At 43.4% G+C, this 14,090-nt stretch carries 10 protein-coding genes; 9 read left to right on the forward strand and 1 reads right to left on the reverse strand.

Translation table 11 applies throughout. The features are described 5' to 3' along the window. Positions 1 to 39: 39 nt before the first annotated feature. The 3 genes from A0256_07645 to A0256_07655 all read left to right on the forward strand — a co-directional run bounded on the left by A0256_07645 (position 40) and on the right by A0256_07655 (position 4,563). Positions 40 to 1,431 carry a hypothetical protein gene (locus tag A0256_07645; GenBank protein ID AMR31306.1) on the forward strand — a complete coding sequence of 464 codons (1,392 nt, stop codon included), beginning with the start codon at positions 40 to 42 and terminating at the stop codon, positions 1,429 to 1,431. A gap of 677 nt (positions 1,432 to 2,108) precedes the next feature. Next, positions 2,109 to 2,981, forward strand: a complete 873-nt coding sequence (locus A0256_07650; GenBank protein ID AMR31307.1) for an ABC transporter ATP-binding protein — start codon at positions 2,109 to 2,111, stop codon at positions 2,979 to 2,981. A 4-nt stretch (positions 2,982 to 2,985) separates the two neighbouring features. Continuing rightward, positions 2,986 to 4,563, forward strand: coding sequence for a hypothetical protein (locus A0256_07655; protein AMR31308.1), 1,578 nt, complete (start codon positions 2,986 to 2,988; stop codon positions 4,561 to 4,563). A 362-nt stretch (positions 4,564 to 4,925) separates the two neighbouring features. On the opposite strand, the gene A0256_07660 is transcribed toward A0256_07655, so the two are convergent. Further along, on the reverse strand, positions 4,926 to 5,180 hold the full coding sequence (locus A0256_07660) for a hypothetical protein (GenBank protein ID AMR31309.1): 255 nt from the start codon (positions 5,178 to 5,180) through the stop codon (positions 4,926 to 4,928). Between A0256_07660 and A0256_07665 the strand changes: the two genes are divergently transcribed. The 6 genes from A0256_07665 (at position 5,179) to A0256_07690 (ending at position 13,916) form a co-directional block, all read left to right on the forward strand. Then, positions 5,179 to 5,730, forward strand: coding sequence for a DNA-directed RNA polymerase subunit beta (locus tag A0256_07665; protein AMR31310.1), 552 nt, complete (start codon positions 5,179 to 5,181; stop codon positions 5,728 to 5,730). The two genes, A0256_07660 and A0256_07665, sit on opposite strands and share 2 nt — an antisense overlap. A 427-nt stretch (positions 5,731 to 6,157) precedes the next feature. Beyond that, on the forward strand, positions 6,158 to 6,835 hold the full coding sequence (locus A0256_07670; GenBank protein AMR31311.1) for a DNA-binding response regulator: 678 nt from the start codon (positions 6,158 to 6,160) through the stop codon (positions 6,833 to 6,835). Positions 6,836 to 6,850: 15 nt separating this feature from the next. Further along, a complete protein-coding gene (locus A0256_07675; protein ID AMR31312.1) occupies positions 6,851 to 8,215 on the forward strand; it encodes a two-component sensor histidine kinase in 1,365 nt (454 codons plus the stop codon). An 89-nt stretch (positions 8,216 to 8,304) separates the two neighbouring features. Then, on the forward strand, positions 8,305 to 9,579 hold the full coding sequence (locus tag A0256_07680; protein AMR31313.1) for a hypothetical protein: 1,275 nt from the start codon (positions 8,305 to 8,307) through the stop codon (positions 9,577 to 9,579). 24 nt (positions 9,580 to 9,603) lie between these two features. Further along, entirely contained in the window at positions 9,604 to 10,698 is a 1,095-nt protein-coding gene (locus tag A0256_07685) for an efflux transporter periplasmic adaptor subunit (protein ID AMR31314.1), read from the forward strand. Between the two features lie 80 nt (positions 10,699 to 10,778). Then, positions 10,779 to 13,916 (forward strand): cation transporter, encoded by a 3,138-nt coding sequence (locus tag A0256_07690; GenBank protein AMR31315.1) that lies wholly within the window; start codon positions 10,779 to 10,781, stop codon positions 13,914 to 13,916. The last annotated feature ends 174 nt before the right edge of the window (positions 13,917 to 14,090 follow it).

Consider the following 14,090-nt stretch of genomic DNA (forward strand, 5'->3'; position numbering starts at 1 on the left):
TGACGTTGCTGGCACATTAACCTTTCATTAACCTAATTTATGATTGCATTAATTAACCTTTGCGACCTGTTAAACATCATACTAAACAATCAACTTATCATGAATATTTTTAAATGCCTTTTAATAGTTTTGTTAATCAGTTTACTGTCTCCGGGCAGATTATTAGCCCAAACTGAAAAACGGGCGGCTGTGCCTCGCTCCAATGTTTCATTACAAAAGCATCTTGACAAGTATTTGTCGGCATTGAAGCTTCTTAAAAAGTTCAACGGCTGTATCTACGTCAGCGCGGCCGGTCATGAAATTTTGAAAAAGGCATATAATTTAAATGCTGATCCTAAAAGTACTTTGTGGGTAACGAATGAAAGCCAGTTCGACATCCATTCGGTAAGTAAACTCATGGCTTATAGTATTTTAGTTAAATTACAAGCCGAACACAAAGTAACGATGACAGATACCTTAGGCAAGTATCTGCCACAATTCAATCAAGACAAAAGGATAACAATTGACCAGTTATTACACCATAGCTCGGGTTTGCCACGTGAGCTTACCAACAAGCCAAATAATGTTTTGGGCTTAAATCCAGATCAAATTATTTACGCGGCAAGCAAAGAAAAATTGGAGTTTGCTCCGGGAACCGATACCCGCTACTCCAATGTAGGTTACGAGGTGATCTACTATCTTATAAAGAAAATAACAGGTAAACCTTTTGTTCAGTGTGTCGAAGATTACATTTTTAAACCGTTAGGCATGAGGGGTTCCGGGGCTCACTTTATTATCAGTCATACCAATTTGAAGCACCCGGCTTTGAATCACCAGTTAAAGAATGGAAAAATTACTCGTATTCCAAATATCACGCAAGACGAGTTTGCTACTGCCCGGATCTATTCTACTACAGGCGATCTAATGGTGTATTTGCAGTCGCTCACCAAAGAACCTTTCCGTTCAACTTTAAAAAATGCCCAAGATGTGATTGAAAAGAACGGAGGGGCAGACGGCATCAGGGCGCAGATCTATACGGATACACGCCTTAATTATAGCTTTGTGTTGCTGTCAAATTATGACGAAATACCTTTCCAGCAGACCATTACAGATCTTATCAGCATCATGGAAAGCAAACCATATCAGGTTCCCGCAGAGATCAACAGAAAAGCGATAACTCTACCCATAAATGTACTAAAACGGTATGTTGGTAAATACGATTTTGCGGAAGCTAACCACACGCAGTTAGCATTCAAATTAGAAGATGGACATTTAGCGCTTTACCAAAACGACAAAAAGCTTTCTACCCTTTTAGCTGAAAGTGAAACAACATTTTTTGAAGCCCCCAAAGCAGCTACATCATATGCGTTTACAACTAATAGAAACGACTGGGATATTGTTTGGACTTACCAAGGGGTTAAGTTCAAGGGCATTAAGATTGGGAAAGAATGATAAGGTATAGATTAGGTCGATCCGTCCAATAGATTAATAAGAAAAAATAGCAGCTCAAGTTACTATGAGACAATTATATCATTGGTCACTATTACCACAACGTTAGAAAAAAATCGTCTAAAATTTGAATTGTTTCAATACTTGTAATTCATTCAAAACCTTTAATTGTTCAATTAAATGATTCGAATTATGTCCAGTCTGGGAGCAAATGCCATCAACTTAATATTGATAGCATTTTTATTTAAAGTTGTTAATGGATACGATCAATAAAGGCTTTTATCCATTGCAAAATATGAAGTTTTTAGGGTTCGAGCCCATCTCGGTTTCAGGCCATTAATTTTATTTTAGCCGTTGCATGAGATAGAATTGTTACTGTAGCGGTATAGTAACCGAACTCGTATTTCGCGCTACTAACTTTTACTTTGATTTACTCGATCTCATTACTTGTATTTACAGCCACAAATCAATTAGTTTACAATCATTAAAATCGGCGTTTTCGTTGCTGGTATAGGCAATTAATGAAGCTCGGAGATCAACTCCGTCGTCTCTAATTTGAAATTTAAATAAAAAGGTCATTTTCTTTACCCGTCATCGTTAAAAAAATATGCAGCCACATTTAATCTTTATTTACTGTAACATCATATAGGCGAACTGCATCATAGCAACTACTAAACACTATGGCATTAGAAATTAAAGGATTATCCAAACAATACAACGCAACTAAAATCGGTTTATCAGACTATTCTATTTCGATTGACAAAGGTATACTTGGGCTGCTGGGGCCAAATGGGGCTGGTAAATCAACCTTAATGAAGATTATCGCTACAATAAGTAAGCCTACGAGTGGCACTTTATTCTTAGACGGTGTCGACATTGTAAGCAACCCGAATTTTCTTCGTAAAGTATTGGGCTACCTGCCTCAGGATTTTGGCGTATACCCGAATTTAAATGCTTATGAGTTTTTGGAATACATCGCAGCGATGAAAGGTGTAGGCGGTAAAGGTTTAAGCCAGCGTATCGACATGCTTTTAGAAAGCGTTAACCTTACTGCTGATGCTAAAAAGCCTATTGGTACCTATTCCGGGGGGATGAAGCAACGCGTTGGCATTGCGCAGGCTTTGCTCAACGACCCAAAAGTGCTGATATTTGATGAACCCACAGTAGGCCTTGACCCGGAAGAACGGGTGAGGTTCAGGCAACTGATCACTGAACTTGCAAATGATTGTATCATTATTCTTTCCTCGCACATCGTATCAGACATTGAAACCATTGCTGATGAAGTAGCTATTATGAAAGGCGGGAAACTGGTTACCAAAGGTTACCCGCATCAGATTATTGAACAGGCCAATGGACAAATATTTGAAATACTATTAGATAACACAGATGTTGCTGGATTTAAAGCCCGTTACCAGGTCATTGATTCCGGACGCCACGACACCCGTACCAGAATACGTTTCATCAATCCCGACAAATTTACTATCCCTGCATCAAGGGCTATTGATGCCAGTTTGGAAGACGCTTACTTACTATTAACTCAAAACAAAGCTTAAACTGATGCCTTACATTTATAGCATTATCAAAGCTGATTATTTACAGCGTACCCGCAGCTACTCCTTTTTAATCACCCTGGCTGTTACTGTTTATATAGCCTATCTCTTTGTGCCGCCTACCGATGCTTCTTACACCACTTTAAGCACGGTTGGATTTAAAAGTGTTTATAACGCCGCCTGGGTGGGTTATATTTCAGCTACAATGACAGCGGTGATGCTTTCTTTTTACGGTTTCTTGCTGGTCAATAACAGCATTAAAAGAGATGTGGATACAGAAGTAGGCTTAATAATTGCCGCCATGCCTGTTTCCAATTTTAAATATCTTTTAGGCAAGCAACTTAGCAATTACGCGGTACTTTGCACTATTTCCGGTTGTACGTTCGTGATCAGTATTTTGATGTTCTTAATGCGTGGCACTGGTTATCCTTTTGTGCTGGCTAATTTTGTGTTACCCTACCTGTTTTTTGTATTACCTGCTATGTTCCTGGTCGCCTCGTTAGCCGTTATCGCCGAAGTGTTCTTAGGAAAGCGCAGCATCCTGCAATTTATTTTATATTTCTTCCTCTGCGGGGTAAGCATTGCTGCTACCAACACCCAAAACAACCATCTTCCCATCGGTATTTTTGATCCGTTTGGTCTGAGCTTAGTTACAAGCAGTATCAGAAATCAGGTAAACGCACAATATCACCAGCATATAGACCAAGTGTCATTCGGTTTTATATTCTCCAAACGCCAGCCTTTTAAGCTATTCACTTGGAATGGCGTCCATTGGACGGGCTTGTTTATTTTGAGCCGTGCGCTGTGGATGCTCTTATCGTTCGGGCTGGTGTATCTGGCTTCTTTCTTTTTTCACCGGTTCGATATTGGAAAGGCAGTTAGCAAAAAGAAAAAGCGGATACAATTGATGCGAAACCAGGAAGGGTTTGCTTTGGTCCCGACTGGTATATCTTGGGCATCAATCCCTCCTGTACAATTTGATTACCGCATGTTTCCCTTTATTAAAACCGAGTTGTTATTGTTAGTGAGGCAGGGAAATAAATGGTTGTGGCTATTGAATATAGGTTTAAGCTTAAGCATGCTGTTTGCCCCTTTGACTATCGCATCCTTATATTTGCTCCCGACTTTATGGTTCTTGCAGGTAGCTCGCTGGTCAGAACTAGTAACAAAAGAAAAAACTAACCGGGTCCATTATTTTACCTATGCGGCTTATAAGCCATTGCAACGCATGCTGCCTGCTCAAATTATAGCCGGCTTTTTATTGGCTATAGGGTTATCACTACCCTTGATAATACGTTATATAATTCCCTTCAATGGATTAGCTATTGTAAACATCATTGCCGGAGCCTTACTAGTAGTTTTAATGGCGGTAAGTACAGGCATTTTAAGTGGCGGTAAAAAACTGTTTGAGGTTTTCTTTTTTCTGCTCACTTATACGTTGATTAATAAACTGCAGATTGCCGATTATTTGGGCGTTATGCCGCAGCATCGTACCTTAATATACACCGGCGTTCTTGTTAGCATTGTTTCCCTTTTAGCAGTGATTAGCTTTGCTGCCAGAAGCTATCAAATAAAACACTTGTAGCGTTAATACAAAATTCTGATCATCACAGATATTTCCTAACGTAGAAAAGACGTACAAGTAGCAGGCCGCAATTAACATAATCAAAGTAAAGTAAACGAAGGTCTTCTTTACTATTGGACTGAGAAGATGCTGATTGACGTACATTAACGGAAAACTCAAAGGTTCGGTTGTCGAATAAGGTTTCGTTCTTTACTGGATTTCTCATGCCTTAAAAAAAATTTAAGATTTTGTTCGAATTATGTCCAGTCTGGGACTCGTTGTCTTAGTCAACCTTGCCTTACCAACTGTCCACACTTGGATATGCGGATAAATCAGTTCAATAACCCAGCCTACTCTTTCCATCGGCCGGAAGCGCACCGTGATCACTTAAAGCCCGCTTTTTTAATCCTTTGTCCGTATGCTTTACCGCTATCAGTTTTAAGCCCGATTACTTGCCTTAACGCGGATATTACGTATTTATACAGAGTTATTAAACGCCGCATTTGTACTCTTTTTGAGGGTAGTTGAAGCTTGTACTTTAGTATTGTTATCAGCGGCTGATTATTTATCAACCGGATAACAAAACGGAGCAAGCCGAAAATCCGATCAAAGAGTAGGCGATCTAAATAACCTATCATGAGTTCAGTAGAAATTTCGTCTTCAGAGGCGATTGACATCCTCATCGTAATCGACACCGAGTACGTGAAAAAAACTTACCCTCACCCAAGCCAGGATCCAAACAATCCAACCGGCATTGATCACACCAGCCAGTTTATGATCTGCAGCGACCCGCGCGGGGGCATTAGCGGACAGGGAACTGCCGACCTTAACTTTAGAGCCAACCCGGGCGATACCGTATGGTTCAGAGGCACATCTATTTATCAAAATTCAGATGATGCGGTTATTGTTTACAACATTAAATATTGGAGCGGTGATAAAGTTTTCAATCAGTTTACTCCCGTATTGGTAAAACGTAACCGTGCGGTTATGCCGGATGTAAACACATCAAACGGCCTGCCTGCTGTTCAGGCAGCGTTAAACTTTACCAGTTTAAATACTACAGTAAGCCAGTCTGGTACCGAGAATTTCTATGTATACATTGCCTTGTATACTTTAGGGAGCGATGGCCAGACTCAAAACCTTTTCGGTTACTATTTCTGGGATCCAAGCTGCACAGTACCTGCCTAACGGGTTAATGTTTTACCTAAACATATCGCAAAAAAGGGGGCTGGCAAAGTATGGCCAGGGCCCCTTTTTCATAAATACCCGTCATCTTTAATCTTCAGCCCTCAGCGGGCATTTGTTATTTCCCAATTACCTGTAACAGGCCCGTCTGGTTGGTATTTGCTTTTGGCATATGCAGAGATCTGGTCCCGTGCTGGTTATCAGTTCGTGGTTGGTGGCGTGATCAAACCTTTAACCGTGAAGCGAAGGCTTTGCAACGGCATTGAGCGGCAACGCCCCAAAAGCAAAATTCAACTAACATCGTTTTATCCGCAGCGCCTGGTTCAATAAAATTGGAGGATCAGTGCCTGGATCATCAGTATTTGATCGTTGTAAAACAACCGCTTTATTAGCCGAAAAAAAGTAGTTTTGCAATTCACAAATACACAACATGAACACCATTTGCCTGGTAGAGGATGAAGAGAAGGTGTCGTCTTTCATAAAAAAGGGGCTAAACGAACACGACTTTGCGGTAGATGTTTACCAAAGCGGGCGCGATGCTTTACAGGCCCTGCCGCAGAAAGATTATAATTTGGTGATACTGGATGTAATGCTGCCCGATATAAGCGGCATTGAAGTGTGCAGGCAGCTGCGAATGCACCAGCCGCAATTGCCGGTTTTGATGCTGAGTGCGCTGGATAGTATTGACGACAGGGTGAACGGCCTCCATTCTGGTGCGGACGACTATTTGGTAAAACCATTTCATTTTAATGAGCTTTTAGCTCGCATAGAGGCGCTGTTACGGCGAAAGAAACTGGCTGAAACGGTAAGCCATATCCTTGCTTTTGGCGGCCTTAAATTGAATACCTGGACCAAAACCGCAGAACGCGATGGCAAGCAAATTACCTTAACCGCAAAAGAATACAGTTTGCTGGAACTGTTTATAAATCATCCAAATAAGTTGCTTTCACGGGAGTACATTATGGAAACCGTTTGGGGGATAAGCTTTGATACCGGTACCAACATGGTAGATGTGTATGTGAATTACCTGCGTAATAAGATCCAGAAGGGGTTTGATAAAAAGCTGATCCATACCGTAATTGGTATGGGCTATATTTTAAAGGATTAAACAGCCCGGCAAAGCATGAAGATAAAAACCCGCCTTTCGCTTTATTTTACGCTGGTAAGTTCCGGGGCGCTGCTGCTGGTCTTAATCTGCGTATACGTGGCCGTTTTCTCTTTTTTTAAGGCTGATTTTTATAACCGCATTACCGATAGGGTGAACCTGGCCTCGCAGCTTTATTTAAAAGCCGATGAGCTGCGTGCCGATTCGATACAGCAGTTACAGCAGCGATACCTGGAAAAGCTGCCGGGCGAGGTGATTCGCCTGTATGATGATAACAACCTCTCGGCCTTTAGCATGAAGCATAATATCTACTGGAAAAAAGATATTATAGACCAGGTACGGCAGGATGGTTACCTGGAATATGAGGAAGGGGATAAAAAAGTAGTAGGGAAATATTTTAAAGATAACCAGGGCAATTTTGTGATCCTGGCTTCGGTAATAGACATCAATTCCTCGCGGCGCATGCTGATGCTGGGCCAGATAACAGCAGTGCTATTTTTAATATTTAGTGCTATCCTGTTTTTTGCGGGGCAGATGTTTGCACAAAATGCGTTATCCCCGGTAAATAAGATCATCTCGCAGATCAATCAGATCCGCTCAACCAACCTGCACCTGCGGGTTACACAGGTAAACAGCAAAGATGAAATAGCCGAACTGATAGATAACGTTAACCGGCTGCTGGCCCATTTAGATAATGCGTTTGAGCTGCAGCAAACATTTGTTTCCAATGCATCGCATGAACTGCGCACCCCCTTAACAAGCATCATGGGCGAGGTAGATGTAGCGCTGGATAAACCACGGGATGAGCAGGAATATAAGCGGGTACTTAACTCCATTGCTGCTGATGGGGCCCGCCTGCAGGAAACCATTACCGGTTTAATGGAGCTTGCCCAGGTGGATGTGCATTACACCCAGGCCAAACTTTCGCCGGTGCGGGTGGATGAACTGATTTGGGAACTATCAGAAAAATGGACCACCAAAAAAGGCCCCGGATTTTTAAAAGTGACCATGGCCGATATGCCGGAGGATGATGAACTATTGAATATCCCCGCTAACAAGCCTATGCTGTACATCGCTCTGAATAATATTATAGATAATGCCTTTAAATATTCGGCCGGGCAGCCGGTGACTTTAAATTTTACGGCTGATCAAAGCTCCGTAAAGATTGTGGTGCAGGACAAGGGGCAGGGGATAGATCCCGCCGAGCAGGATAAGATTTTCAGATCCTTTTATCGCGGCAGCGGCGTTAAGGCGGTGGCCGGCAGCGGTATAGGTTTGTATATCACCAGCAAGATCATCGAACTGTTTAAGGGTACCATCTCTGTAACGTCTGACGGTGCCAGCGGCAGCACTTTTGTATTGCAGTTTTTTAGGGAGCAATAGCCGGCTGCAATTCTAATCCCATTCTAATGTAGTTTTAATTCGCCTCTAATTCGGGTACGGTAGTTTTGTTTCATAATACTATCGTACTTATGATCAAAAAATATCACATCGCCCTGATAACGCTTGCCCTGGTTCTGGGGGCACTCTCAGGCGCTTTTGCGCAAACAGATACTTTAAAGGTGACATTTAAAGATGCCGAGAAAACCTTTTTGGCGAATAATTTAGAATTACTGGCGCAAAAGTATAACGTAGATGCTTCCGCTGCTTTAATTCAGCAGGCCAAACTTTGGGATAATCCGGTTTTAAACACCGATCAAAATATCAAGGCAGATAATACCCCACGTTTCTTTGATCATCGCGGCAGCAACGGGCAAATATTGGTACAGCTGAGCCAGCTGATTAAAACTGCCGGCAAACGCGGTAAAAACATCCAGATTGCGCAGGATGGCGCCCAGATACAGCAGGCCCAGTTCAACGATCTGCTGCGCAACCTGCATTACAACCTGTTGCTTGACTTTGCACAGGTTGCCAACCTGATAGATCAGCGCAAAGTTTATCAAACAGAAATAGCTTCGGCCACGCAAATGGTGGCTGCCATTGACAAATCTTACAAAGCAGGTAACCACTCGCTAAAAGATGTGATACGTTTAAAGGCCTTGCTTTTTGGCCTGCAAAACGACCTGGTAGGCATAGACAGTCAGCTAAATGAGTTGCAAAGCGAATTGAAAACCTTTTTGGTAGCTAACCCCGCGCAGTTCATTGCCCCGCAAATAACTTTCAATAACAGCGATACTACACTAAATGCGGCCTTACTGGCCGAGCAGGCAAAAGCATACCGCGGCGATTATTTGGCCAACCGTTACACGCTCAATCAAAACAACCACAACCTGGCGCTGCAAAAGGCAATGGCCGTGCCTGATATTACCATCGGGTCCACCTTTGATCAGAACAGCAGTTATGCCGGTAATTACGTGGGTTTGGAGATCAGCCTGCCAATTCCATTGTTTAACCGCAATCAGGGCAACATCAAATCGGCCAGGTTAACGGCGCAAAGCCAGGAATATACGGTGAAGAACAGCGAGGTGCAGTTAATCAATGATGTGTATTCGGCCGTAAATCAATATAATATCAGCAAGCAATTGCTGGGCACCGGCGAAACCGACTTTTACAATAAGTACGACCAGCTGTACAACAGCATGCAAAAAGGTTTCCAGATGAAGCAGATCAGTCTGCAGGAATTTATTGATTTCTTCGATTCATACCGCGAAACCAAATTGAAGATTTTACAGCAGCAGGTAAACATGCAAAAAGCCATTGCCGATGTAAATTACTCCGTTGGCACTACAATTATCAACCCACTTTAAAACAAAGCTTAATACTTAAATACGATGAATAACAAAATATTATATATAGCTGTAGCCGGGCTTTTGGGAGTTGCGTCCTGCACACAGGAAAAAACGGGTACAATGGAAACCAAGCAGGTTTGCATCAGCGATTCGCTGGCGAAAATGGTTACGATAGATACCGCTAAAAATACCCCCATGAAAGATGAGCTAGCGCTGTCGGGTGAGGTGTCTTTTGATGAGAACAAGGTGGTAAAGGTGTTCCCTTTTACCAGCGGGCAGGTGGTAGAGGTTAAAGTTACCTTAGGCGATAAGGTAACCAAGGGGCAAACACTTGCGGTCATCCGCAGTGCTGATGTTGCCGGCAATTATACCGATCTGAGCTCTACCAAGGCAGATCTGTCCATCAGCAAACGCCAGCTGGAGCAGGCGGAATACTTATACAAGAACGGTATATCCAGCGAGCGCGATTATACAGAAGCAAAAGAGAACTATAACAAAGCGATAGCGGCCAACAGCAAAGTGCGCGATCAGATCTCTATCAACGGCGGAGGCAATACCAGTTCTAACGGTACGCTGGTTATCAAAGCGCCGGGCAGTGGTTTCATTGTAGAAAAAAATATTACGGCCGGGAACTTTATTCGCCCGGATAACAGCAGCAGCTTGTTCACCATATCTGATATGAAGGATGTTTGGATCTGGGCCAACGTTTTCGAAAGCGATATCTCTAAAATTAAAAAAGGGTACAACGCCCGTATAACCACACTGGCTTATCCGGATAAGGTGTTTAACGGTAAGGTGGATGAGATCAGCTCTGTGCTTGATCCCGATAATAAAGTAATGAAAGTGCGGATCTCTTTGAGTAATGCCGATATGCTTTTAAAACCGGAAATGTTCACCAATGTGCTGATCACCAATAAAGAGAACGGTACCGCGGTGGCCATACCGGCATCGGCAGTGGTATTTGATAACAGCAAAAACTTCGTGGTAATATATAACAGCAAGTGCGACTTGCAGGTGCGCGAAGTAGGCGTAATTAAAACGGTTGACGGTATCACGTATGTATCGGGTTTAAAACCCGGCGAAAAGGTGGTATCGAAAAGCCAGCTACTGCTTTACCAGGCTTTAACAGAAGATTAACAAATTTATTTTACTGTAGAATAATCCGGTGCGCCCTGGTAAACCAGGGCCTGTCTTCCCGTACTATCATCATATATAACATGGATAAGCTAATAAAAAATATCATATACTTCTCGCTCCGGCACCGGGCGATGGTGTTCTTTTTAACAGGTGTGCTGGCGGTATTGGGCGTCTGGAGTTATTTAAATACCCCTATCGAAACTTTTCCGGATGTTACCAATACACAAATTATCATTATAGCCCAATGGCCGGGCCGCAGTGCCGAAGAAGTAGAGAAAATGGTAACCATCCCAATGGAAACGGTTTTAAACTCCGTACAAAAAAAGGCCAACCTGCGTACTACGTCCTCCTTTGGCTTATCATACATCCGTATCATTTTTGATGATGATGTGGATGATGCGTTTGCACGCCAGCAGGTATTAAGTCGTTTAGGCAACGCCGATTTGCCGGATGGCATTAAACCCGAAGTTGAGCCACCATACGGCCCGACGGGGGAAATTTACCGTTATACGTTAAAAAGTAAAACAAAAACGCTGCACGAGCTTACCGCTATACAGGATTGGGTGCTCGACAGGCAATTTAAGGCCATTCCAGGTGTTGCCGACGTAAACAGCTTTGGTGGCGAGGAAAAAACATACGAGGTAAGTGTAAACCCCTCGCTGCTGCAAAAATACGGCTTAACCTCGTTGGATGTGTATAACGCCATTAACCGAAGTAACATCAATGTAGGCGGTGATATAATTGAAAAGAATGACCAGGCTTATATTGTGCGTGGTATCGGGTTGATCAATAACATTAGTGAAATAGAGAATATCATCATTAAAAACGTAAACAACGTACCGATACTTGCCCGTAACATTGCCGATATTAAAGAAAGCGGTTTGCCACGGCTTGGCCAGGTTGGGCGCGATAAGGATAACGATGTAATTGAAGGCATAGTGGTCATGCGGAAGGGTGAGAACCCGGCTGATGTGCTTACCCGCATCAAAGCAAAAGTGACCGACCTGAACGACAATGTGCTGCCCAAAGATGTAAAGCTGGATACGTTTTATGACCGTACTAACCTGATGGAGTTTTGTACCGAAACGGTGATCCATAACTTGCTGGAGGGAATTGTGCTGGTAACAGTTGTTGTGTTCCTTTTCATGGCCGACTGGCGTACTACTTTAACTGTGGCTATTATTATACCGCTGGCTTTGTTGTTTGCCTTTATATGTATGCGTATAAAAGGAATGACAGCCAATTTACTCTCGATGGGGGCGGTAGATTTCGGGATCATCATAGATGGTGCCGTGGTAATGGTAGAAGGTATTTTTGTGGCGCTGGATCACCGCGCCAAGGAAGTAGGCATGCAAAAGTTTAACGGCCTTGCTAAACTTGGTCTGTTTAAAAATGTAGGTGCCGAGATGGGTAAGGCCATCTTTTTTTCCAAGCTGATCATCATCACTTGTTTGATCCCGATTTTCGCTTTTCAGAAGGTAGAGGGCAAAATGTTCTCTCCGCTGGCATATACGCTGGGCTTTGCCCTGCTGGGTGCCTTATTATTTACTTTAACGCTGGTGCCGGCCTTATCCAGCATCCTGCTGCGGAAAAACGTGCGCGAAAAGCATAACCCGGTAGTGCTGTTTTTTGAGAATGGCATTCGCCGCATGTTTGGTTACACTTATAAAAACCAAAAGTTAAGTTTAAGCGTGGCCATTATTTTTATGGCGCTCACCTTTTTCTCTGCCCGTTTTTTAGGCACGGAGTTTCTGCCGCAATTGAATGAAGGCGCCCTATGGGTTACCGCCCAGTTGCCGATGAGTACTTCGCTGGAAAGTTCGGTAAACGTAACCAATAAAATGCGCCAGGTGCTTTCTACCTTCCCAGAGGTTAAACAAACGCTGTCGCAGGTTGGCCGTACCAATGATGGTACCGACCCGAAAGGATTCTTCAACGTGCAGATCCAGGTAGATCTTTTGCCAAAAAAAGAATGGAAACGTAATATTACGCAGGAAGAACTTATTGCCCAGATTGATAAAAAGATGAGCCAGTTCCCGGGTATCATTTTCAATTATTCGCAACCGATTATTGATAACGTGGCGGAGGCTGTTGCCGGGGTGCCCGCATCCATGGCAGTGAAAATCTTTGGACCGGACTTTACCGTGCTGGATCATAAAGCAGATTCGGTAATGGCGGTGCTGAAAAAGATCCGGGGTGTTGAAGATCTGGGCATATTGAGGAACCTTGGTCAGCCGGAGTTCCGTATTGAACTGGATCAGCGCAAAATGGCCCTTTACGGGGTAGCTACATCTGATGCCAACTCTGTTATTGAAATGGCCATAGGCGGTAAAGCTGCAACGCAACTGTACGAGGGTGAGCGGAAATTCGATATCAGGATCCGCTACCAGAAACAATACCGTGATACCGAAGAAAAGATCAGGAACCTGATGGTGCCTACGCTCAATGGCTCAAAGATCTCTATCCAGGAGATTGCCAATATCACCACCTCAACCGGGCCTGCATTTATTTATCGTGATAATAATATGCGGTACATTGCCGTAAAATTCTCCGTGCGTGGCCGTGACCTGGGCGGAACCATCGCAGAAGCACAGCAAAAGGTTGGCGATGCCGTGAAATTGGGGCAGGGTTATTCCTTCACCTGGAACGGAGAGTTTGAAAACCAGATCCGCGCCTCCAATACATTGACCCACGTAGTGCCAATATGTTTGCTGGTGATCTTTTTAATACTCTATACCACTTTTGGTAATGCAAAAGATGCCGTGCTGGTTTTGATGAACGTACCGTTTGCGCTGATAGGCGGCATCCTGGCGCTGCACATTACCCGCATCAATTTCAGTATTTCGGCGGGTATCGGCTTCATTGCCCTTTTTGGGGTGTGTATCCAAAACGGGGTTATCCTGATCTCTGTGTTCCGCAAGAACCTGCAGGACGGCCTGCAACTGGATGAAGCGATCCTGACCGGGGTAATATCCCGTGTGCGCCCCGTAGTAATGACCGCGCTGATGGCCGCTATCGGTTTAATGCCGGCAGCTATCTCCACCGGTATCGGGTCAGAAACGCAGAAACCACTGGCCATTGTAGTGATTGGCGGGTTGGTAACCTCAACTATCCTTACGCTGCTGATACTCCCGGTGATCTATGCTATTGTTTACCGGTTTATCCACAAACGCGAAAACAGGAAACTCTTAAAGAAAATTGGTGCTATCAACGCCTAGAATATTTTTAATTCCCCTACAAACATAAGCCCCTAATGTTGGCAACTGGCTGCTCTACGAAAGTAAAGCGGCCTTTTGTTTTTATATCGTGCAGGCAGCCAACTATATCATAATACAAACTTAACTTTAGAGTAAAACCATTCGGTTACCTTTAGGTTATTAAACAAAAGGTAT

The sequence above is a fragment of the Mucilaginibacter sp. PAMC 26640 genome (assembly GCA_001596135.1).
Taxonomy (GTDB): domain Bacteria; phylum Bacteroidota; class Bacteroidia; order Sphingobacteriales; family Sphingobacteriaceae; genus Mucilaginibacter.